We start from the raw sequence: 23,496 nt of genomic DNA on the forward strand, positions 1-23,496 counted from the left end.
GGCCCTGTCACCGCTTTTCACGCATCCATGCGTTGAAATGACTCATTGGCACTTTACTTTCGGGTGTGATGAGGGAGGAAAACGGTGCTAAGAGCTTTTTTGGTGCTTGCAGGCAAATTTGCTGCTTTTGAGAGAAAAACTAGCACTCGCAGTCAATACTAATTCTCCTTAACTACACCAGAAGAGCATAACTTCTCGGCGGGTGAACCGCCTCCCACAAAACGATTTAGGCTGTTAATTAGGAGTTCACACCGATCGTTTTTGTGGTGCTTATAAGCTAATCATCTACTTTACTGGATAAAACCAGAACTAACAGACAGCGCAATTCCCCCCCATCACACCCGAAAAGCATAAGTCGATATGCAATTTGCCGACAGGATGTCGGCCAAGTCTTATCTGGCATCATGGACGTGCCTTACAAGACGGTTGCACTATATCAGCTTAAGATTTGAGGATTGAGTGTGATGCTGGGGCGACGTTTTCTTGGTTCGCTCGATCGCGTCGTTTAAAAAGAGTGCACGAGAAGCGCTTGGATGCGCTTTGATATCAGCCAAGGAGGGGATGCTTGATTAGGGCTGCTTTATAAAATCAAGTAGTTAGCCTACTTAATTGTACAGGCTAGCGACCTCTGCACACGTAAAAATATAATTGCTTATTAAGGAAAGTTTAGGTGTAATGAATACATAGCAAGCGCTGAGCAATGCAGGGAAAGCTTACATAAAACTAGCTAAACTGATTACACTAGCTAGGAAGGTGAGAACCTCCAACAAGCCTGTTTTTTCCAAGTAAGCCCTAGCATAAACAACACCAACTCTGACACACCGAGCAGGTAGCGGCTCAGTCCAACCAGTGATTATGCAGCACAAACAGCATGTAGCATAAATACTAAAATATTAGCTTTCATCGACCAAGGATTCAGGTAATAAATGTTTATAAAAATAGTTAAGACATTTTTGGTTTCTCTGTCTTGCATAATTACTCTAGGAGTTTTTAATGCTTATGTGTTCGTTCCTGACCTACAGCGACATGGCGAGATCGTGGCCTATCGAGGAGGCGGAAGCGCAGTTAATTATGAAAAATTAAAAAAAACTGGCTGTACCTCCCTTTCAATAAACGCATCAAGGGTCAATTCAGTTGAGAATACACTAGAAGCTGTGGCTTCTTCCGTTGCAGCCGGAGCTAACGTAATTCATCTAAATGTTCACAGAACACGTGATGATCAACTGGTTGTTTTTCATGACTGGACGTTAGATTGTGCTACAAACGGGTCTGGGCCGGTACATAAAACATCGTTTGAGCAGTTGAAAAGTATTGATGCAGGATATGGATATACGTTTGATGATGGTGCGACTTTCCCATTTAGAGGAAAAGGTTTTAGGATTTCCAAGTTAGAGGCGTTTTACGAACGGTATCCAAAGCATGAGTTTTGGCTAAACCTAAAGAATAACGACATACGCTCATTCGAAACTCTATATGAGTATCTAGCTGGAAAAAAATCTAACCATATTGTAATTACCTCTTCAAAAGGTATGGAGTGGTTTCGAAACAAGGATTCGTCTTTACGGTTAGCAAGCGTTGGTAGTGTAAAGAGTTGCGGAATAGATTATCTTTTAGTTGGATGGGCGGGATTAATTCCTGAGTCCTGTAGGAACACCATTCTTTTTATACCTCCCTCGATGACAAAGTTTTTTTGGGGCTATCCTGAGCGCCTCGCATCAAGGTTACAGAGCTATGGCTCGGATGTTTATCTTTGGTCTCGACATGAATCGATCACCCAACCCTACGATGACGTTGTCGCATCGGGTATTGGAGTGATCACTAGTGATCTTAAATTTATTCGTGCAACACAAGCTAACAAACGCGTCAATCTGGGCGCTCGCTAGCTCGCGCCATTACGCGGGCGTTATGGCTTACAACCAGATTTATAGGTAACTAAATATGAAGCACATATTTCCAACATTACTATTGCTGTTTCCATTTCTTGTTTCAGCGGAAATTTATAAGTGTATACAACCAGACGGAAAACTTGGTTTCTATGATAAACCATGCACTGCAGGGGTAGCCGAAGAAAGAATTACACTCAAGTCCAAGAGCATTGATTGGGTAAGTCGACTTCGATCTGAAAAATCATCATCAATACAGATAATTGATGTACTTCGAAAGGACGGAGATGTAACTATTAAGTACGAATTTACGACAAAGTCAGCTTCTAATGAATTCGTAAGGTTGGCAAATAATGTTAGCAATATGCCTGTCGTGTTAATGAAGTACATTAAGCCTAAAGAGGGTAATCTAGGCCGTGCTGAAATTAAAGCATCAAACAAACCGAATTCACTATTTGATAAAATGAAACGTGCTAATAAACAGTAAAAGCCATAACAAGGCGCTGTTGTCGCCGCGTTGCGGCTGGGACCTCCGTTCCGTCGCTTCGCTCCTACACTCTGGCCCCAAAAAATGAGTTAGATCGACCGCCTGTTCCTCGCTCTTAGCAGCCATAGCCCCTTCAAAGCGGCTTGATTAGATGTAAACGACGGCGATTAAACCAACTATCGCCTTGAGTTTTGCAAACCACTACACCGCTCTCAGATACTGAATCATCCGACCTGAACGCTTCTCTTCTTTAAAGTCACAACTGGTTAAACGATATTGAACGAAGTTATCTGTTAAGCATCGGGTGTCGTGGATATCGCCGGGTAGAAACACTCGGCAATCGCCGGCTTTGAGCGTGTCTGTTCCTCGGGATACGAGATGGGTTTCGCCGCTTGCTGTAGTAACGGGTTTGTAAGTTGTCATTTCCATTTCGCCAGATTGCACGGCATAAAATACCCAACCTGCGCCATGATCATGAGGTGGGCGGTACGTGCCCTTTTCTTCGGCATGAACTAGCAGCATAAAACCATATTCAGGGTCTTGGTAGAGTGTTTTTGATGCCAACCTTTCACGCATAATGCTCTCAAGCCAAGGCTCGTGCGGTGGAGACTGAGTAAGCTCACTGAGTAACTCACGTACTGCTACTGTGGTGCTTGAATTTAGCCCGCTCCAGTTGGCTTTTATATCATTGACGATTTTATCTAAGCTATTTTGCATTACCTCTACCTCTTACCGTTTGTTCACTATCATTCGTTTAAGAGGAGCATACAACTTCAAGTTAACTTTAAGTCAAGAAATAGAATTGCTCGGATAATAACGATTTCGCTTAAAACTGATAACTTAGCGAGAGTTCGCTGGCGCGACCAAGAGATAGCCGCGAGAATACGTCGTGATACACCGTGAGCGGGAGTGGATCAAACTCGGTTTGGAATAACGCACTACTGATAGCAAGCACAATAAGGTGGTTTGATATACCAGTTGTATTAAGTAAATGATCTATCTTGAAGCGGGGAAATAGCTTTAGTAGCACCGCTCTCACGTCCTGCTACCGCTAAGGTACCTATATCCATATAGGCAAGGCAAAAATTTTGCTATTTAGTTGTTCTAAATGAGAAATTTTTAACGAAGCTAATATGCTATTTCACCCTTCAAATTGATTAGAGAATTAATTCAATTGGTATTATAACAAGGTGTGTTGTTGCTCATGGCATTCCCTTCTCTTTTGTTGTTGCCAGAGCAAGTGAGTTGAGCTTTGTACACCTATAAACGAAAGAAGGGAAAGTTTTAGCAATATTTTTAGATAAATTAATCAGTGCTAGTTTTGACCTAATCTGCGCCTATCTACGCTCATGTGGGTACTGAGAATGGGGGTTATCTCGGACTCTGGGGCGGGAGCAAAAAGGTGGTTGCCTTGGATAAGGTGGCAACCGTTGAGGTTAAGAGACTTGGCTTGCAACGCGCTTTCAACACCTACCGCTACACATTCTACGTCCAAGCTCTTTGCCATCTGTACAATCAATTTTGCAATATCATTTTGTGAGGCAACTGACTGAGGGGTAGCAAGGAAAGCAGGTGGAATTTTAATAGTTTCAAATGTGAGCCTTTGTAGGTACAACATGCTGGTATGCCCAACACCAAAATGATCAATTGAAATCCGCACGCCTGACTGCTCCAGTTCTGCCATCACCTCAGGTGCTTTATCAAGTAATTCTATCAGATCAACTTCTTTGATTTCTATTTCAATTTGCCTAGGTGACAGCTGGTGCTGTACAGCTTGATCCATAAAGTTTTTTATTACTGTTTTATTGGTAAGCTCAGTAAGCGAAAGGTTGAAACTAACCACAAGGTTATCGTATTCACAAAACCATCTCTTCATTGCATGGAAAGCCTGTGCTCTGAGTTGCTGCCCAATTTCTACTATCAGGTCGCCATCACATGCCGTTTCAAAAAAGTCTTTAGGTTCCAATATTTGTTGGTCTTGTTGCCACCTTACAAGTACTTCAAGTTTCTTAATCTTACGCGTGTGTGCGTCAACAATAGGCTGGAAATAAGGAATAAACTCTCTATTTTCTAACCCCTGAATGATCCGACTTTCTTGCAACAAACGCTGCTCTGACTCATGGTCTAAACGCGCGTTATAAAACTGAAACTCCGTTTGTGTGGCTTTTTTAGCTCGATACATTGCAGTATCAGCATGTTTTAACAAAGCTTCAGTGTTGTCACCGTCGTCGGGGTAAATTGCAACGCCTGCACTCACCGTGACTTTAAGGCTAACTTGGCGTAAACAATATTGTCCGTTAACGCTGTTCAAGACCTTACTCACCACCTTACGTACATATTTTTTATCTCGGATACCATCAATGAGTAACACAAATTCATCGCCCCCCATTCTAGCAACGGTGTCACACCCTCGAATTTGCTGAGTTAGTCGGCTTGCAATCTCTTTGAGTAATAAGTCGCCGTGATCGTGCCCCAGTGAGTCGTTGATTTTTTTGAACTTGTTGACGTCAATAAAGACCAACGCAAATTGATGACTCATGCGTTTAGCTCGTTTACAAGCCTGCACTAAACGGTCATGCAGCAATAAGCGATTGGGTAACCCAGTTAATGCATCGTGATGGGCAAGGTGATTCATTTTTTTCGCCATTAATCTCGACTCAGTAACGTCTTGAAAAACCATTACAGTGCCAAGGTAGCTGCCATCTTTAGCAATAATAGGAGAAAAGGAGTCTTGAATTGCAAAGGTAAGACCGAGGTGATTGGTAATTGAGGTGAGTTCAGGCAAACAAATAGTATGACCTTGCTTTAGGCAAAGTTCAGGGAATTTATTAATCGAAGCTTTGGTCTCTTCATGATACATAGACATAACGTCATCAAATCGCCGCCCGACCACTTCTTCATTTAACATCGCGAGAATGGCTTCTGTGACCGGATTAATATAAGTGATAACACCATTTACATCTGTACAGATCACGCCATCACCAATAGAGCTCAACGTCACTTCAAGCAATTCTTTTTCTTCTTCCAATGCCTGAGCGAGACGATTTTCTCTATTGCTAGTATTAAAATAACAGAGATACCCCGTAACGGTATCAGCGACTTTTAGTGGTAAAGTAACTGGGCTGATAACTTTACCACTGTGAACAACCGTGCAGTTGCCATAGCTTTGTGTAACAAGCGCGTCGAACTTGCTCGTTGCCACGCTCTTCCCTTCACTGTTGACACTACCGTTCACGGTGATTAATTCCTCAATTTTTAATCCAAATACGTTGCTGCCAACACCCAGTATGGATTGCATTTGGTCATTAGCTTGTAGGATAACGCCATCACTATCTAACACCATTTGTGGCACGGTAGAACCATCATCAACGGTGATTTTTATAGGATCTTGAGCTTGCCACCAAAGCAGTGCTACAAACAAAAAAGCTAAAGTGCTGATGATGATAAAAGTCACGGGTGACAGCAAAAATAGGCCCAATTTATCGGCCATAAGCATGGTTAAGGAGAGTAAAGTACCAACAACTAAGAATGTCCGTCTCATTGCCTAATCAAACCTAAGTATGGTGATGATGCGTCTAGTGGTGTTTTTTAAATAACAACCCTTATCACCAGTACTACTGCCCTAAACCTAGACCGGTTAAATTGATCTGTAGGTTGATTACGTGGTAAGCAGGTATCAAACACAAAGAAGTTTAGCATCAGTGTTTAATAACTATTGTTCACAATAGCAACGAATTCAAGTTTTTATCTAATCTGAAAACGAAAGATGATTGCAGTAAAACCTCTGCGTTTACGTGTGCTGTAAAGGGCCTTTACAACACGCAGTTTGGTTATTTAAGCTGGGATTTGAATAAGGAATGTATCAACTAATTATTTTTAAACTCATGTTGAATTATTTCCTTACCTTGCCAGAGAGTTTTGTGGTTAATACAGCTTCTGCGCCCCGCTCTCGCTAAGGTACCTATTTCCTATAGGTAAGGAGAATTACTCACCAATAGCTGGCTATTGGGAGTGAATTCAATGCAGATAGCGCTATAGCTGGCTGCTAGAAAGGCATTAATTATCGAAACTTAGGTTATTTAGACCATACCGCAAACTCATTGCCGCTCGGCTCAATAAAGTGAAAGCGACGACCGCCAGGAAATTCAAATATAGTCTTGCTGATCTCTCCGCCCGCTTGCTCTACTTTGCTTTGCACGACTTCCAATTCGTCGCTGTACAACACCACGAGAACTCCACCTTGCGCTTGTTTAGAAGACACATCGGCTCGGAAAAAGCCGCCGTCCAGGCCTGAATTTGCAAACGCAATATAATCAGGCCCGTAAGATTCAAATTGCCAATCAAACACCCGCTCGAAGAAAGCTTGTGTTGCTACTAAGTCTTTTGCTGCTAATTCTACATAGTTTATATGGTTGTTCATTTTTTACTCCCTTTAAAATCTGTGTTTAATTTATGCTGTTATCGCCTAGGGCATGTTGACCTTTGCTGTTTGATTTTTGTTCTTCTGAGTGTGTTTTGGTCGCGACGCTCGACTTGCCGCCTAGTAATCTAGGCAAAAGTTGAGCAACAATGAACAAAGCGCACTCAGATGAACCCAAAGGGCAGCGCTTGATTAGCATTTTCTCTGTGTTGCCCCACAAGGATGTGGGGTAAGGTGACTTTGCAGGAGCACAAAGTCTTTATCGCCAGACTTACATAGAATGACTATGCTACGCTGGCTCTGCCTTGTATAAATACCAATCAAACTGCTGTAAAAACAAACTTGAAAGATCAACAGGCCCTAATAGAAAGCACTTTGTAGTCGCTTCTAAATCAATGTTAAAGTGTAGACAATTTTATTCAGCGTTTATTATTGATTGTGCGATTATTATCTCTGCTCACTACTTTAGGAACTATCACATTCATGAGTTTCATCACTTCAGCTCACGCAACAGCAGCACAAGTGCCACTGACCACTTCGCAAATGCTTGGACAAAAGCTTATGCTCGATTTTCGCTATTACTGCGGTGAAAGCAAAAAGCCAAGTAGAGATTGTAGAGCAGCGATGACAACTTTACCGCCTGAACTGTCCGAGTTGATCAGTAAATACGACATCGGCGGCGCTATTTTGTTTGCCGAAAATGTGCAAAACACAGCGCAAATAGTCAGTCTAACCAATGCGTTACAAAGTGCAGCACAACAAAGTAAAAGTCAACTTCCTTTATTTATTGCCATCGACCAAGAAGGTGGCCGTGTTGCCCGAATTAATCGTGAACAAGCAACGTCGTTTACCGGCAATATGAGTATTGGAGCAACCTATCCAAAACAGGGCGATACTTACGCAACCAAAGTGGCAAGCGCAATTGGAAAGGAGCTAAATAGCTTAGGGATCAACGTAAACTTCGCCCCAACGGTAGATGTGAACAGCAACCCGAACAATCCGGTGATCAATGTGCGTTCATTCTCGGAAAATCCGAAAGTGGTCGCCGAATTAGGTCTAGCTCAGGTAAAAGCATTTGAGGCCGCAGGTGTACTTTCTGCGCTAAAGCATTTTCCTGGCCACGGTGATACACATGTTGATAGCCACACGGGACTACCTCGTGTTGATCACGACCGCGACAAAATTAACCAGCAAGATTTATTGCCCTTTGCCGAGATAATCAAAACATCACCTCCTGGCATGGTAATGACCGCCCATATTCAATATCCGGCGCTCGACAGCAGTAAAGTTGTTAACTCTCAAGGTGAGAGCATGATAAGGCCCGCGACTATGTCTTATCAGATCATGACACAACTACTAAGACACGAATTGGGATACCAAGGCGTGACCGTCACCGATGCGCTAGATATGGCTGGGATCAGCGACTTTTTTAATCCAGTCGATGCAACCATTGAAACGTTTAACGCCGGCGTGGATATCGCGCTAATGCCTATTGCTATTCGCAATCGTGCAGACATCAAACGCTTTGAGCAGTATATGGCTGAGCTAACCGAAGCGCTTGATACCAATAAACTAAACCAAGAGCAACTTAACAGTTCTATGGCGCGTATCGCTAAGCTCAAGACAAAGCTGCCACAATCAAGTGCTTCTTTGGCCATTGCCAATTCAACACTGGGTAATCCAAGCCATCGTCGCTTAGAAGCAGCGCTTGCACTAGCGGCTATTACTGAAGTAAAAAACGATGGTGTATTGCCGCTCAGAGATAACGCACAAGTTGTTCACCTTATCATGCCAGATAGGCAAAAATGTTTTGCACTTGAGCAAGCATTACAAACATACAGTAAAAACTCGCTCACACTTTCTTGTACAAGCCTACAAGCCTACGACCCAGACATTGCACATGATGCAATTAAACAGGCCGACGTGATAATCGCCGCACATGCATCGCCACCGCAAAGCGCGGTTGAAATTGGCGGCATGGACGATGTGAAAAAGTTACGAGAGCATGGTGTGGCGCGTAATGTGCAACCTGAGGCGCTGAAAGCATTACTGCAATACGGTCAAAAACTGGGCAAAAAGCAGCTATTTATCAGCCTAAGAGCACCATACGAAATTAGTACCTTTGGACCTCTTAGTAACGCAGTATTAGCAAGTTATGCTTATAATGTAGACGTAAATCGTGATAAAAAAGTAACTGGGCCTGCCTATACGGCGCTGGCCAAAGTGATTTTAGGAATAGCGAAAGCGGAAGGTTCACTGCCTGTTACAGTAAACCACTAATTGGAGGAATCTATGGATCCCAGTGCTTCTTTAAGTGCACCACATGCAATAAGAAAAATGATCAAGGATGGTGATTATACGGGCCCTACTAAAGGGTTCGTGCCTGGGTTCACACAATGTAATGTGATTATTTTGCCACAAAGCGAAGCATATTCATTCTTCCGTTTTTGTGAGAGTAATCAATCCGTTTGCAAGCTGATTATTCCGCCCAGCGAGCCGGGTAATTTCAACTTTGACACTTTGGGGAAAGATATAGACATACGCTACCACCTCCCCAAGTATCAGATTTTAAAACATGGCCAGCTCGCCCAAGAATGCCACAACATAGAAGAGCACTGGCGCGACGATTTAGTTACCTTTGCTTTTGCCAGTTATCTTTCTTTTGATAACTTGCTCGCGCAGTATGGAATAAATCCACCATCGGCGAACCCAACCACACCTTTACCACTCTACATCAGCAACTTGCCATGCAACTCAGTAGATAAATACGAGGCAAATCAAATACTGGCGATGCGCCCATTAACCAAGCAAAATCTTATTAGTGCCATTCAAGCGGCAACACTAAGCCGACTTCCCTATGCGTTACCACTTCATTTTGGTGAGCCTAGTGAGGTTGGGATCAAAGATCTTAGCAAGCCTAATTTTGGCGAGCCATTAACTTGTAAAGAGGGGCAGCTTCCGGTTTTTTGGGGTTCCAGTCTGACAGCTCAGTTAGCCATAGCAAAAGCGGCACCTGAGTTTTGTATTATGAATAGTCCACACCATTTATTGGTGACAGATAAACAAGATTTAGAGCTTGCAGTAACAAAGTAGGAAATAAACATGTTATTAAATTGCGACTTGGGTGAGAGCTTTGGCGCCTGGAAAATGGGGTTAGACGAACATGTAATGCCCCATATCGACATGGCCAATGTCGCTTGCGGTTTTCACGCAGGAGATCCTGATGTACTCGCGCAAACACTACAGCTGATCAACACGCATCGAGTAACGCTTGGCGCACATCCAAGCTACCCAGATCGCCAAGGGTTTGGCCGCCGCTCAATGCAGCTTTCTGAGCAAGAAATCACCAACGCCTTACATTACCAAATTGCCGCAATTGAAGGGATGGCAAAGGTGCAAGGCTTGACGCTAAGCTATGTGAAACCACACGGTGCACTTTATAACGATATGATGAAGTCACAACCGTTATTAAGCTGTGTTATCAAGGCCATCTCGCGCTACCCAAGTGAGCTTAAGTTGATGGTACTAGCCACTGCGCAACAAGCCAACCACCAACAACTCGCCGACCACCATAATGTATCACTGATTTTTGAAGCCTTTGCCGATAGACTCTACACCGATGAAGGCTTACTTACTCCCCGCTCTGAACCGGGCGCAGTGCATGATAAGTCAGCGCTACTTACACAAGTTAAGCAATTACACCAGCAAAGTAGTGTTACAACTGCAAGTGGGAAGTCGCTTTCCTTACGCGCCGACACCTTATGCGTTCATGGTGACAATGAGGCGAGCATTGCCTTAATTGAAGAAATAAGAAACGTGATAAATCAATAATTTGTGATAGTCTGGCCGTACATGTTTAATAAGCGAAAGGACTTTACATGCAGTTCACAACAGAAAGACTTACCTTAAGACCTATACTTAATACAGATTGGCCGCTTTGGGTAGAACTTCATCAACATCCAGATGTCATGCGTTTTGTCGGTGAGATTACCAATGAAGCTACGCTGCGTGAAAAGTTCAACCGTGGTTTAAGCGCTGGACTTGGCCAGTGGCACAAAGAAGATAACACTTGGCTCACCTTAGTGATTGAAGAAACGGCCACAGCGACCCCAATCGGGCTACACGGATTTTTAAGTATGTGGACGCCGTTTCAACAGGCTGAGTTAGGTTTTATGCTTTCCCCCGAATTTCAAGGAAAGGGTTACGCCTTTGAAGCTTCTAGAGCCGTCATTGACTTTGCCTTGTATGAATGTAATTACCACAAGCTCATCGCCACCGTTACCCAAGGAAATCATGCCTCTCACCATTTACTCAAGAAACTAGGATTTGAGCTCGAAGGCACGCTAAAACATAACTACCAAATTAACGGCAAGTGGGTGAATGACGAGAAGTTTGGGTTGCTAAAGTAACCTGAGCTTCGGATAATTAATGCCTTTCTAGCAGCCAGTTTTAGCGCTAACTGCGTTGAGTTCACTTCCAATAGCCAGCTATTGGTGCGTAAATTTGCCTAGTTATCCCTAAAACTCTCTGGCTAGATAAGAAGATAGTTTAAGGTGATTAAAAAACAATGAGTTAGCTCATTCCTTATCCAAACCTCAGGTTAAGTAATCACAGAGCTGTACTCACCAAATGAGGGCGGATCATTTGTTTTTAAAAACGCTAGACCTCCCTCATTCTAACCACCCGCTATAGCTATAACATGGGCAATACTCACGCTTCTTAGCAAGTTAATCACTATTGCGCTCAGAAGGCAGATCACTCATATATTCCACAAACTCAATTTCATATCCCGCAGGATCAATAAAGTAAACGTTTTTTCGGTGTGGATGCTGCGCTCCGACTTTATCGACTACATAACCTGCTTCGGTTAACCTATTGACGACACGCTCGACACATTGAACCACATAGGCAAAATGTGCCAAGCCGACTTGATGACCTTCGAGTGCCCTGTTTTGGCCCTCACCGTGGTCGCTAAACGCTATATAATGATAATCATCTCCAAAATGCAGCCATGTTCGTGCTTTGCCGTACCACTCGCCTTGCCCTTTGCTTCTAACTTTCCAATGAGGAAATGCGGCGCGATAAAAGTGGAGCATCTCTTCTAGGTCGCTAACTACCAAATTTACGTGTTCTAAGTACATACATATCATCCTCTTCTTTGTAAATTCCGCTAACTGGAGGCAACGATAAAACCGCAAGTTAAGTTGAGGTAAAGTACTTTTTTATGGATTTTTAATTTGTTCACCGCAAAGAGTTGATTAAGCTGCAATATGGCGCATAGTGGAAATGATAATTAGAAACAGGATGAGTCATGAAATACTTTCTAGCAGGCGTCGCGATTGCAAGCTCAGCTTGCGCTGTGCAAGCCGCACCTCTTGAGCCAACCGATATATTTAATCTTGAATATGCTAATCAAATTGACATCACCAATGACGGTGACAAAGTCTTCTTCGTACGCAACCGCATGGATATCAAAAGTGATAGAAAAGTCGGTAATATCTGGTCTGTAGACCTTGCTACCAATGCAATGCAGCCAGTTACCTCTGGATTGCACATGGATTATTCTCCTGTGCTGTCGCCTAGTAATGATCGCATCGCTTTTATTTCTACTCGCGACGGTAGCAGCCAAATTTATGTGAAATGGTTGGCAACTGGAGCCATTGCCAAAATCAGTAATTTAGCTCACGGACCATCGGGACTACATTGGTCTCCAGATGGTAAAAGCCTATACTTTAGCCAGTTTGTTCCCAGCCAAAAGGCTCCACCGATATCTGTTGCAGGGAAGCCCAAAGGAGCTGAATGGGCAAAACCACCCGTATTTATCGATGAGGTATATTATCGCGCCGACGGTGCTGGTTACACCGAACCGGGCTTTAATCATATTTTCAAAATTGATGCCAACGGTGGCAATGCAAAACAGTTAACCTCAGGCAACTTTGATCATGGCGGTGAACTGAGTTTTGCTGATGACGCAAAGGCACTGTATTTTTCGGCTAATCGCCACAAGGATAACCAATTAAACCCAACCAACAGCGAAGTCTATAAGCTAGACCTAAACTCGCTTGAAATCACAGCGGTAACTGACCGAGTAGGCCCAGATACTCACCCAGAGGTGTCACCTAATGGCCGCTATCTGGCTTACCTTGGTTATGATGATAAAAAAACCAATTACGAGAATAGCCTACTCTATATCAAAGATCTCAAATCAGGCGAAACCAAAACCTATGCAGCCGATTTAGATAGAAGCCTTGCCTCTGTCACTTGGGCCGCCAACAGCCGTGGCGTCTATGTAAGTTACGACAGTGAAGGGAAAACCACACTTGGCTATCAGCCGTTAAAAGGGCGTTTTGAGCAGATAACGGATGCCATTGGTAGTGTGAGTTTTGGTCGCCCCTATTCAGGTGGTGACTATGCCATCAGTGACCGCGGATTAGTGGCTTTTACACTCGCAGATACCCAGCGCCCTGCCGATGTCGCAATTGTAAAACGCGGCGAGCCAAGACCAATTACAAAGCTTAACGAAGATGCCCTTGGCGATAAAACACTGGCAAAAGTTGAAGAAGTTTGGCTAAAGTCGAAGCACGATCAACTGCCAATTCAAGCTTGGGTCGCCTACCCTCCCGGGTTCGATAAATCTAAAAAGTATCCGCTGGTACTTGAGATCCACGGTGGCCCAGTCGCAAACTACGGCCCACATTTTAGCGCCGAGGTACAACTTTTTGCCGCCCAAGGCAGCGTAGTGCTTTACATGAATCCACGAGGTAGCGACTCCTACGGCAAAGAGTTTGCTCAAACTATCCACCACAACTACCCAAGCCATGATTTTGACGACCTAATGACAGGTGTGGATCATCTGATCGGCGAGGGCTATATAGACAAAGACCGCTTGTTTGTTACTGGCGGTTCAGGTGGCGGCGTACTCACCGCGTGGACGGTCGGTCACACGGATAGATTCGCAGCAGCAGTCGTAGCAAAGCCGGTGATAAACTGGTATAGCTTTGTGTTAACTGCAGATTTCTATCCATTTTTTGCGGACTACTGGTTCCCAGGAAAACCATGGGAGCATATGGAACATTATATGAAACGCTCTCCTATCAGCTATGTCGGTAATGTAAAAACCCCAACCATGCTACTGACAGGTGAAGCGGATTATCGTACGCCAATCTCAGAAACTGAGCAGTATTATCAAGCGCTTAAGCTACAGGGTGTAGAAACAGCTATGGTCAGAATTCCAGATGCCTCACACGGAATCACCAAAAGACCATCCAACCTACTAAACAAAGTGGCTTATATTCAGTGGTGGTTCGACAAACACGATCCGAAGAAATAAACGGGATCCCAACCAAGCCGGGGCAGTCTTGCCTCGGTTTATTTACTCGTTATTATTAAAGCAAATCCACAAAAATAGGGAATGCAATATGGATTATGTCTCTCTCAATCGTGCAGCATGGGAAGAACGAGCCAAGGCACATTTTGACTCTGAGTTTTATGACGTCGATCGCTTTTTACAAGGTACCTCTTCACTCAATCCCATTGAATGTGAGCTACTGGGTGATGTATCAGGCAAGAGTCTGCTTCACCTACAATGTCACTTCGGCTTAGATAGCCTGTCATTCGCAAGACTGGGGGCTAAGGTGACTGGCGTTGATTTTTCGACAGAAGCCATTACCCGAGCAAGTACATTGGCCCAACAAACTGGGCTTGACGCCTGCTTTATCTGTCAGGACATCACGCAATTTGGGCTTGAGAATAGCACACAATTCGACATTGTCTTTGCATCCTATGGCACCATCTGCTGGTTGCAAGATTTATCTCAATGGGCTGCTACTATTGCCCGCGCATTGAAACCCGGCGGTCAGTTTTGTCTCGTGGAGTTTCACCCAAGTATTGACCTTCATTTGGGCTACCCTTACTTCCCACAAACTCAGCCGGATATTAGCGAAGAATCAACCTATACCGAGAACCACCAAGATACCAAACAAACCATTGCGACTTGGCCGCACTCAATCGCCGAAGTGATGCAGTCATTAATGCAAGCAGGTCTTACAATCACTCACTTTGATGAGCACCCTTACAGTCCATATAACTGCTTTGAAGGTTTGGAGGCGGTGTCCGGACACGGTTTTCAGTTATTGAGTAAAGGGCATCAAGTACCATTGCTATTTTCAATATTAGCGAATAAAGCGGAGTAGGACTCACTACTCCACCATATATATTTCCATACCCAATACAATTACGAGAATTTTTACAAAAGTTTTGTGTTTTAAGTTAATTATTGCAAAATACTAAATTCAAGTTTTACTTCAAAAATATTCTCGCGATAAAAAACAAATATAACACTTTGATAAAATAGATTTTTTATCGATTTATTTTTCCGAACACACCAATTTGTTTTTCTGGATTTTCTCTTTTTAATTTGTGAACTAAAGTTTAACACGCAGTTTGAGACACACTTTAATTACGAGGGAAAACCCCATGAATAGAAAATCTAGAACGATGTTGTCTGCCGTCGCGCTCGCAGTAACAACAACGCTATCAGCCCAGAGCTTTGCTGCAATGAGTGAAGCAAAAACTAATCAATTTTGGTGGCCAGAACAACTAAACCTAAGCCCATTAAGACAACACAGCCCAGAGTCCAATCCTTACGGCGCAAACTTTGATTATGCCGCTGAATTTAGCAAACTAGATCTTAAGCAAGTCAAAAAAGACATCGAGCAAACACTCACCGATTCACAAGACTGGTGGCCTGCTGACTGGGGTCATTATGGTCCATTTATGATCCGTATGGCATGGCATAGTGCCGGAGTTTATCGTGTACACGATGGCCGTGGTGGCTCTGCAGGTGGTCAACAACGTTTCGATCCGTTAAACAGCTGGCCAGATAACGCAAACCTAGATAAAGCAAGACGATTATTGTGGCCGATTAAACAAAAGTACGGTCGTAGCCTATCCTGGGCAGACTTAATGGTCTTAGCAGGCAATGTTGCACTTGAGTCAATGGGCTTTAAGACCTTTGGTTTCGCAGGTGGCCGTCAAGACGATTGGGAACCTGATTTAGTTTATTGGGGGCCAGAAGATGCTTTCCTAAAAGACGAGCGTCGTGACAAAAAAGGTAAGCTAAAAGGTCCATTAGCAGCTGTAGAAATGGGACTTATTTATGTCAACCCTGAAGGTCCACACGGTAAACCAGATCCACTACTTGCCGCAAAAGATATTCGCATGTCATTTGGCCGTATGGCAATGAACGACGAAGAAGTGGTCGCACTTATCGCGGGTGGTCACACCTTTGGTAAAGCACATGGCGCGAAAAAGCCATCTGATTGTGTGGGTAAAGAACCAGCCGCTGCAGCAATTGAAGCGCAAGGGCTAGGCTGGAAAAATAAATGCGGCTCGGGTAAAGGTGCAGACACCACAACAAGCGGTTTAGAAGGGGCTTGGACGGTTACACCAACTCAATGGTCAACCAATTATCTCGACAACCTAATGAACTTCAATTGGGTAATGACCAAAAGTCCAGCTGGTGCGACCCAGTGGATCCCAGATAACAAAGCTGCGGCAAATCTAGTACCAGACGCCCACATTGAAGGTAAACGCCACGCACCAATAATGTTCACCACGGATTTGGCATTAAAATTTGACCCTGAATATCGTAAGGTCATTGAACGCTTCCGCAAAGATCCAAAGCAATATGAGTTGGCGTTCGCGAAGGCTTGGTTCAAGTTGACTCACCGTGATATGGGTCCAAGAGCCCGTTATGTAGGTTCAGAAGTACCAAGCGAAGTACTGACTTGGCAAGATCCAATTCCAAAAGCGGATTACAAGATGATTGATAACAAGGACATAAGCGCCCTGAAAAAATCAATCTTGAACTCAGGTCTAACAAAACAAGAACTGATCAGAACGGCATGGTCGGCAGCATCTAGCCACCGAGTTACTGATATGCGTGGTGGTGCAAACGGTGGCCGTTTACGCCTTGAGCCTCAGGTAAGTTGGGAGGTAAACAACCCTGACGAGGTCAACAAAGTGCTAGCTACATTGACGGATATTCAAACCCGCTTTAATAAGCGTGCTGGCAAAAAAGCGGTCTCTATTGCCGACTTGATTGTGTTAGGTGGTTCTGCAGCAGTTGAAAAAGCCGCAAACGACGCAGGCTACAAAGTAAATGTAGCGTTTAAGCCGGGCCGTACCGATGCCTCACAAGCACAAACGGACGTCTTATCATTTAGCTATCTGGAGCCAAAAGCAGACGCGTTCCGTAACTATTACAGTGATGAAGCGTTTATGTCACCAACTGAAATGTTAGTAGACAAAGCCAATATGCTGGACCTGTCCGTACCTGAAATGACAGTACTATTAGGCGGCCTACGTAGCTTAGACGCAAACTACAAAGGCACAGAGCACGGTGTATTTACTGACAAACCAGGTCAATTGAGCAACGACTTCTTTGTTAACCTGCTAGATATGTCGACTAAATGGTCAAAGGTAGAGGGGCAAGAAGGCTTATACGAAGGTCGTGACCGTAAAACTGGAGAGATAAAATGGACGGCAACCCCGGTTGATTTAATCTTTGGTTCTAACTCTGAACTTCGCGCAATTACCGAAGTCTATGCATCGGACGATGCCAAACAGAAGTTTGTAGACGATTTTATCGCCGCTTGGGTGAAGGTAATGCAACTAGACCGCTTTGACTTAAAATAAACCAATGAAGTACAGCAAACAGGGCCTAGTTTAGGCCCTGTTTTTTGGTTGTATGGCTTGGTTCTGCTTTGGTATTTTGGCAAAGCAAAACCGAGATACGAAGTTATCCGTCACCACATCGCTTTGCGCTTTATCGCTACTGTTATAGAGGTGCAATTGATTATCTTCGACGAAATAAAATCCCAGTTGATTTAATCGTGTCGCCCATCGATATCCCGATGCTAAATCACACTTTATATAAACACTTAACTCTCGATATTGCATTTGCTGATCACCGCCCCACAGCAACTGATAAGGCACATTTGCGCGCTGTAAAGCCCCTTGCCAAAATCGTGATAAGCGTTGATTTTTATCTTCACAGAGTACCTTTCCATGTGGATTCCACAGACTTAAGACAGCGCCCCGAGAATCAAAGCCGATTTGCTGTAATGGTTGAAAATATACTTGTAAATAAAGCTGCCACAGGTTTGGTTCAATTTTCATGTTTTACTGCTTGTTTGATTGTATTTACCAGTTGCCAAGATGGGCTCATGGCTGAAAGTTTGGCTGCTCCATGTAACCGGCCTGTACATCTTATCAATAACTAAAAAATTATCACTTAACCAATACAGCGACTCGCTTTTGCTCGTTCTCCGTAAAGGTTTGTTTGAGTAGTGACTCGACTTTTTCTTTTGCAATTTGGCTATCACCAAGCTCGGCTAAAATATTTTGTTTTTGCAGCATAAAGCTTTGTAGTTTTTGCCGCCAATGATTTTGCTGCTTCTGGACTTCAAGAATACGAGTTGCCGCTTCATCACCAAATTCGGCACTTAATTCGTTATAGTGTTTTTGCTGCCAGTTTGCGTTTAGGGTGTGCAACTGAGCTGAGGTGTGAAATAACACTTGTTCACGCTTTGGAAGCCCACTGACATGCGTCTCAATTAATTGCTGCTTTTGCGACTCAGATATAGATGCGTCTGACAAAATTTGCCAGCGAATCAAAGCTTGCATATCCCACGCATTATCACCTTCAAACCAAATAGCGATCACTTCATCTGTAAAAAATTGCCGCTGCAGTGCGTGTAGCAGCTCAACACGTTCTTGTAGGTTAAGATGCGTATCCACATCAATTAAGGCCTGCTTAAATTGCACGTAGAGATCTGCAACTTCGTGAAGGCATTGTGGTAATAATTCCAGATAAGCTTGCCACTGCTCGGCTTGGTTATTGTTTTGTAGATCAAAAAGCCAATCGTCGATTTGATGCTTATGCTGTTTATTAATAGTCTCACAACGTACGCTTGCAGATGCACTCCTTGTGGGTTGTGGGACCTTATGCGCATCACTTTGCTGCTCTGATAGCACCGCGAACCGGGGAAGATGACGCGGCATCTCTTGCTGTTCACTCTCGATATAAACCAGCGACAGCATAGTCAAAATGATTAGCAAAAGGCCCCACTTTTTCATAGCGCCAGACCTTTTAAGCGGCGAATATGCTGGCGATAAACGGTTAATGGGTCTGTTTCGAACAAGTGATGAATACCAATAGTGTGGTTTACCTGATCTAAATGGTTCATTTTGAATTGGTTGTTGATCACCTGACCTAAATTACTAGAACAAGCTGAGACTAGGCCGTCGTTGGCCTCATCAAAAACTTGAGAGAACAGTGCGAGTGCATTATCAGCAGGGTCAAATACGTTGGTCCATGCTTTGCTGCCACTCCATGAAAAATAATGCACACCATTGCTTGCTAGACTTTGGGTTTCGCCACAATAACTGCTTGGTATACCCTCTGGGTATTTTTGGTTAAATGCTAATGTGCCAGCCGTGGTCAAAGCACTTAGCGCTTCGAGTGCGTCTTTTGGTGCGGTTGCTTTACCAGATAACAAATCAATCAATCCCGCAAGGCCGTTAGCAAGCGATGCTAAAAACTGCTCCGAAAATGAACCACTGTCTACTCCACCACGAACAACATCAGCAAAACGGCTACCCCAGTTTACGCCACCAACACTAGTCACCGAGGCCACCCACTCAGGTTTAACTGAGGCGACGTAGCGAATAGTTTGCGCGCCTTGGCTATGACCAATCAAATTAACTTTGCCTTTACCCGTTAATGCTCGAACCAACGCAACTTGCTCTAGTAGTTGTTCACCACGCAATTCTGAATTATGGGCTGATGATACTTCTGCAACATAAACCTGCCCACCTTCATCTTGGATCACTTGTGGTACGCGATAAAAATAATCTACTCCGAGCAGATTATCAAAGCCAAACAGACCGTGAACTAATACCACGGGATACTCTAATTCCTCACCGCTGTGAGCGGGAGAAGTGACGACCGATAGCAACCCAAGCAGGGCGCTGAGAATTAACCTTTTCATGTACTTGCTCCAATTATTACAATTTAGTAACAAACAAACTTTAGATTACAATGGTCAGAGGTCAAGCCAGAATAATGTAAAAAATGAAATTTTAATGAATATTACGTAAACAAACGTAAATGATGGGAGTGTAAGTTAGTACCTAGGCCCAGAGGTTAGTACACACAGAATGCCCCAAAAGAAGCCAAAATACGGCTCCTTTTGCGAACTCCTAAAAAATTAGAATCAATCGAAGGTAAGGTCTACAAGCAGTCAGCGTGAGGGTAAGTTGTGAGTTCACCTAAATGCACTTGATAACTATTGCCGGTAATAGCTGTGGTACCGTAATGCCCGGCATCAGAACCAATAGTAAACGCCTCAGAAGCTGGGATCCCTGCTTTGATAAAGGCTTCAGCATCTGTTTTGGCATTGCCATAAGCACGAACGACTTCAATACCCTGCGCTTTTAAGCGATTAATCTCCGCAGTTTTATATTCTGCCGTTTTAAACAGGCTGGTTTCATTGCTAAGTGATGTGCGTAAAAAGCCTTGTGGTAAACCCATCCAACTCAACCAACCGCGCGTCCCTTTAGCATACCAATACACTCTGGCTGTTAAGAATACGGGTTGATAGCCCAAATCAAGATAGTGACGAACTAAATCATAAGCGCCATCTTTGGGGTCGGCATGATCTATTCCTGTATAGTCGCCAATTTGCTCGGCATCAGATTCGGTTAGCGTGCCGTCGATATCAAACAGGACCGCTTGAGTACCTGGCTCAACGACTGTGACATAACCTTGTGCACCAGTCCCATCAGCTGGCACGCCTGCGTATACACGATACTGACCTGCCGGCAGTTCAGGCAAGGTGATAAACGCCTTACCATCGCCATTGGTTGTTTGCTCACCAAGATACTGCCAATTTGTGTCCGACTCAGCACGGTAGTAAAACTCCACCGACTCGAATTCCAAGTCTTTATGGGTGATGCTACCGTAGTCAAATTTAGCAGTGATCTGAGTGACAGCTCCAGCAGCGGTTACTTGATCATGCACCATATGATAACTTGGTAGCCAAGATAAGTATTTGTTAAACGAGCTAGAAAAGCTACGCTTGACCATATTTGGTGCTGCATATTGGGTTTCTAATGCGGTAATACTTGGGCAAGTAGGGGTTGCCAGCGAAGAAAAAGAAGCGAATAACGCTGCTGTTAAAATAGAATGTCTCATGCACGACTCCGTGTTTATTATTTTCAATAGCGAATACGTCACCTAAACATAAAAATACGCATGTTCAGGCAACAAGGGACAAGGCGCAACGAACTGGCCTTGTCATAAAACGCTAGAGCATAAACTCAGAATGTGTCAAATTTGTTAATCAAAGAGTTATTATTTAACATTCCATAAATTATCTACCATTTTTTGAGTGCTTACCTCCATACAGCCTTGGCGATTAACCCCGGACCATAGGGGGCTAAAATCGCCGCTTCCTCGCTTTTCAGCTACGGCGCGTAATGGTGTCAAAGCGGCTGATGCATATGGGAAAGTAGGTACATCTTCATTAATGAAATTCAGCTCTATCATTAACCGATTTTCAATCCCACGTGCAGGGCGACCAGAAAACACATTGGTTACGGCGGACGGCTCAGACAGTGATTTGAGTGCCTCTCGATGTACCTGAGAAGTGTTAGCTTCATCACATAGTAAGAAACAAGTGCCTATTTGCGTTCCACATGCACCCAGTTCATGCATCATAGTGACATCATGATGAGAAGCAATACCACCTGCAGCCACTACAGGTACGGATAACGCATCAGCGAGGATCGTTACCAATTGACGAGTATGCAGCTGAGACTCAAGTTTTGTCTCGGTGAAGGTTGCTCTATGCCCACCCGCTTCAATCCCTTGTGCTATCACGATGTCAGCACCATTTTCAGCTAACCATATCCCCTCTTCCAAGGTCGTTGCTGAAGATAAAATAGTCGTCCCCCACGATTTTACCAACTCGACCAATTCGGCATCAGGAAGACCAAAATGAAAACTGATCACGGGAGGTTTATAAGGGGCAATGGCCTCGGCCATTTCCCTATCAAATGGGCGTCTTAAGACTCCCATATCATCGCTAGGTGTTAACTCCAGCTCATCGTAATATGGAGCCAGCTTTTTCTTCCAATTACCTTGTTGATAAGGGTCAAGTTCCGGCATTTTATGGCAAAAAAAGTTAAGGTTATATGAGCCTGAAGCATGTACTTTGAAATGTTCAATTTCTGCAACAACCTGCTCTTTACTTAACATACCGCAAGGGATTGAACCGAGTATTCCGGCATTTGTTGCTGCGGCCGCTAAGCGCCAATTTTGCACGCCTGCCATCGGCGCTTGGATCATAGGTATAGAAATATTAAGTAATTCGGTGAGCTGCATCACAAGGTCCTTGTTTTAGGCAAAACGACATAAAGCCGAAGGTGTTTTCCAGTGTGAGGAATAAGCGCTTAACGGTCAATGATTGTGCGTTTAATAAAGCAAACTTTCTCTTGCCAAAACAACCATGTTTGAAATAGTGTTTTTATAACAATACAAGGACGCCATGATGAATATTTCTCTAAGAGCCATTGATAAACACAACTACGAAGCCATTTGCGATTTAGATGTCAGCCCTGGACAGCAAGATTTGGTAGCCTGCAACATGTTTTCCATCGTGGAATCAAAATTTAATGATGGCTATACCACACGCGCAATTTATCACGATGATGAAGCTGTTGGGATGCTAATGTGGGTACAAGAGAGTATAGAACGTATTTCCATTTGGCGCTTTATGGTTGATCAACAATTTCAGCAACAAGGAATTGGGCGTAAAGCACTCACCCTCGCACTCGAAGAAATCAAGCAGACACTAAACCTTACCACCATAGAAATCTGTTATATACCGAGCAACCCCGTTGCAAAATCGTTTTACGCAAGCTTTGGCTTTGAAGAAGTTGGAATCGATGAAGAGGATGGTGAGATGCTAGCGGTGATCAAACTTCCTTTATAACAAGTTGTAATCTTCGGTAATTTGCGCAAATGGAAACGTAGGTTAAACTTACTGACAATGTAAGTTAAGCTGCTCAAAGGAATCCGAATTAACATGCATGAGCATACAAAGCGCATTTGTGATTTTCTTACCGAAATCAATCTACCTTTTCGGTTTAAAGACGTAGAAACTGACTCCTTCTTACCCGGTTTAAAAACAGTGAATGGCACCCTATACATTGATAATGAAAAGCTGCTTTACCCGGGGGATATTCTGCATGAAGCCGGACATATTGCAGTTTGTGAGCCTATTTTTCGCCCTCAGCTTAATGGTGATGTGTACAAAAATGGCCTCAAAAATGGGCGCGAAAAACAGGCAATGCATGGTGAAGAAATAGCAGCGACGGCTTGGTCAGTTGCTGCTACTAGCTATCTCAACTTGCCCATTGAAGTTGTATTCCATGAAAAAGCCTACAAAAATGCTAGAGAGTCATTGATTGACGCCTTTAATACTGGTGGCCTTTTTGGTCAACCCCTGCTTACCGCTTGGGATATGACTTGTCCAAGAGAAGGCTTCCCCAAGATGCAAAAATGGATAAGAACGCATCGCTGGATCAATGAATTAAGTTAGCTCATTCCCCATTTAAACCTTAAGCAGCCTAGCAGC

The 23,496-nt window shown here is 43.8% G+C and carries 21 protein-coding genes; 11 read left to right on the forward strand and 10 right to left on the reverse strand.

Features of this window, described 5'->3' with window-relative positions; genetic code table 11:
• The first annotated feature begins 926 nt into the window (after positions 1 to 926).
• Complete coding sequence (locus DRB05_RS05710; RefSeq protein WP_128726069.1) at positions 927 to 1,883, forward strand: glycerophosphodiester phosphodiesterase family protein; 957 nt, start codon at positions 927 to 929, stop codon at positions 1,881 to 1,883.
• A 55-nt stretch (positions 1,884 to 1,938) separates the two neighbouring features.
• The gene (locus DRB05_RS05715) at positions 1,939 to 2,370 is read left to right on the forward strand and encodes a hypothetical protein (protein ID WP_128726070.1); all 432 of its coding nucleotides are present in this window, start codon (positions 1,939 to 1,941) and stop codon (positions 2,368 to 2,370) included.
• A gap of 201 nt (positions 2,371 to 2,571) precedes the next feature.
• Here the strand turns inward: DRB05_RS05715 and DRB05_RS05720 are convergent, their stop codons facing one another.
• The 4 genes from DRB05_RS05720 to DRB05_RS05730 form a co-directional block, all read right to left on the reverse strand.
• Positions 2,572 to 3,087, reverse strand: coding sequence for a hypothetical protein (locus DRB05_RS05720; RefSeq protein ID WP_128726071.1), 516 nt, complete (start codon positions 3,085 to 3,087; stop codon positions 2,572 to 2,574).
• A gap of 109 nt (positions 3,088 to 3,196) precedes the next feature.
• Positions 3,197 to 3,409 (reverse strand): hypothetical protein, encoded by a 213-nt coding sequence (locus tag DRB05_RS22825; RefSeq protein WP_205125721.1) that lies wholly within the window; start codon positions 3,407 to 3,409, stop codon positions 3,197 to 3,199.
• A gap of 276 nt (positions 3,410 to 3,685) precedes the next feature.
• Positions 3,686 to 5,911: an EAL domain-containing protein gene (locus DRB05_RS05725; protein ID WP_240036213.1), complete on the reverse strand. Its 2,226-nt coding sequence runs from the start codon at positions 5,909 to 5,911 to the stop codon at positions 3,686 to 3,688.
• 534 nt (positions 5,912 to 6,445) lie between these two features.
• Positions 6,446 to 6,790: a VOC family protein gene (locus DRB05_RS05730; protein ID WP_128726072.1), complete on the reverse strand. Its 345-nt coding sequence runs from the start codon at positions 6,788 to 6,790 to the stop codon at positions 6,446 to 6,448.
• Positions 6,791 to 7,273: 483 nt separating this feature from the next.
• Here DRB05_RS05730 and DRB05_RS05735 point away from each other — a divergent pair, with 483 nt between their 5' ends.
• From DRB05_RS05735 to DRB05_RS05750, 4 genes are read left to right on the forward strand one after another with little or no spacing between them, the layout of a single operon-like run.
• The gene (locus tag DRB05_RS05735) at positions 7,274 to 9,070 is read left to right on the forward strand and encodes a glycoside hydrolase family 3 N-terminal domain-containing protein (protein ID WP_128726073.1); all 1,797 of its coding nucleotides are present in this window, start codon (positions 7,274 to 7,276) and stop codon (positions 9,068 to 9,070) included.
• Between the two features lie 12 nt (positions 9,071 to 9,082).
• The gene (locus tag DRB05_RS05740; RefSeq protein ID WP_128726074.1) at positions 9,083 to 9,883 is read left to right on the forward strand and encodes a DUF1445 domain-containing protein; all 801 of its coding nucleotides are present in this window, start codon (positions 9,083 to 9,085) and stop codon (positions 9,881 to 9,883) included.
• Between the two features lie 9 nt (positions 9,884 to 9,892).
• Positions 9,893 to 10,621: a 5-oxoprolinase subunit PxpA gene (locus DRB05_RS05745; RefSeq protein ID WP_128726075.1), complete on the forward strand. Its 729-nt coding sequence runs from the start codon at positions 9,893 to 9,895 to the stop codon at positions 10,619 to 10,621.
• 47 nt (positions 10,622 to 10,668) lie between these two features.
• Entirely contained in the window at positions 10,669 to 11,199 is a 531-nt protein-coding gene (locus DRB05_RS05750; RefSeq protein WP_128726076.1) for a GNAT family protein, read from the forward strand.
• A 318-nt stretch (positions 11,200 to 11,517) separates the two neighbouring features.
• On the opposite strand, the gene DRB05_RS05755 is transcribed toward DRB05_RS05750, so the two are convergent.
• Complete coding sequence (locus DRB05_RS05755; protein ID WP_128726077.1) at positions 11,518 to 11,931, reverse strand: VOC family protein; 414 nt, start codon at positions 11,929 to 11,931, stop codon at positions 11,518 to 11,520.
• 170 nt (positions 11,932 to 12,101) lie between these two features.
• Here DRB05_RS05755 and DRB05_RS05760 point away from each other — a divergent pair, with 170 nt between their 5' ends.
• From DRB05_RS05760 to katG, 3 genes are all read left to right on the forward strand, one after another.
• Complete coding sequence (locus DRB05_RS05760) at positions 12,102 to 14,120, forward strand: S9 family peptidase (RefSeq protein WP_128726078.1); 2,019 nt, start codon at positions 12,102 to 12,104, stop codon at positions 14,118 to 14,120.
• Between the two features lie 88 nt (positions 14,121 to 14,208).
• On the forward strand, positions 14,209 to 14,982 hold the full coding sequence (locus DRB05_RS05765; protein WP_128726079.1) for a class I SAM-dependent methyltransferase: 774 nt from the start codon (positions 14,209 to 14,211) through the stop codon (positions 14,980 to 14,982).
• A gap of 283 nt (positions 14,983 to 15,265) precedes the next feature.
• On the forward strand, positions 15,266 to 17,488 hold the full coding sequence (gene katG, locus DRB05_RS05770; protein ID WP_162847782.1) for a catalase/peroxidase HPI: 2,223 nt from the start codon (positions 15,266 to 15,268) through the stop codon (positions 17,486 to 17,488).
• A 30-nt stretch (positions 17,489 to 17,518) separates the two neighbouring features.
• Here the strand turns inward: katG and DRB05_RS05775 are convergent, their stop codons facing one another.
• The 5 genes from DRB05_RS05775 to DRB05_RS05795 all read right to left on the reverse strand — a co-directional run bounded on the left by DRB05_RS05775 (position 17,519) and on the right by DRB05_RS05795 (position 22,241).
• Positions 17,519 to 17,971: a hypothetical protein gene (locus DRB05_RS05775; RefSeq protein ID WP_128726080.1), complete on the reverse strand. Its 453-nt coding sequence runs from the start codon at positions 17,969 to 17,971 to the stop codon at positions 17,519 to 17,521.
• A gap of 111 nt (positions 17,972 to 18,082) precedes the next feature.
• Positions 18,083 to 18,931, reverse strand: a complete 849-nt coding sequence (locus tag DRB05_RS05780) for a lipase secretion chaperone (RefSeq protein WP_128726081.1) — start codon at positions 18,929 to 18,931, stop codon at positions 18,083 to 18,085.
• A complete protein-coding gene (locus DRB05_RS05785; RefSeq protein WP_128726082.1) occupies positions 18,928 to 19,845 on the reverse strand; it encodes a triacylglycerol lipase in 918 nt (305 codons plus the stop codon). Before DRB05_RS05785 ends, DRB05_RS05780 begins: the two co-directional genes overlap by 4 nt.
• Positions 19,846 to 20,087: 242 nt before the next feature.
• Positions 20,088 to 21,050, reverse strand: a complete 963-nt coding sequence (locus DRB05_RS05790) for a phosphatidylinositol transfer protein (protein WP_128726083.1) — start codon at positions 21,048 to 21,050, stop codon at positions 20,088 to 20,090.
• Positions 21,051 to 21,209: 159 nt separating this feature from the next.
• Complete coding sequence (locus tag DRB05_RS05795; RefSeq protein WP_128726084.1) at positions 21,210 to 22,241, reverse strand: nitronate monooxygenase; 1,032 nt, start codon at positions 22,239 to 22,241, stop codon at positions 21,210 to 21,212.
• A 166-nt stretch (positions 22,242 to 22,407) separates the two neighbouring features.
• Here DRB05_RS05795 and DRB05_RS05800 point away from each other — a divergent pair, with 166 nt between their 5' ends.
• Together DRB05_RS05800 and DRB05_RS05805 are read left to right on the forward strand one after the other, a co-directional pair.
• A complete protein-coding gene (locus tag DRB05_RS05800) occupies positions 22,408 to 22,851 on the forward strand; it encodes a GNAT family N-acetyltransferase (RefSeq protein ID WP_128726155.1) in 444 nt (147 codons plus the stop codon).
• 93 nt (positions 22,852 to 22,944) lie between these two features.
• The gene (locus tag DRB05_RS05805) at positions 22,945 to 23,460 is read left to right on the forward strand and encodes a hypothetical protein (protein ID WP_128726085.1); all 516 of its coding nucleotides are present in this window, start codon (positions 22,945 to 22,947) and stop codon (positions 23,458 to 23,460) included.
• Positions 23,461 to 23,496: the final 36 nt, after the last annotated feature.

It is taken from the genome of Pseudoalteromonas sp. A757 (assembly GCF_004103285.1).
Classification (GTDB): domain Bacteria; phylum Pseudomonadota; class Gammaproteobacteria; order Enterobacterales; family Alteromonadaceae; genus Pseudoalteromonas; species Pseudoalteromonas galatheae.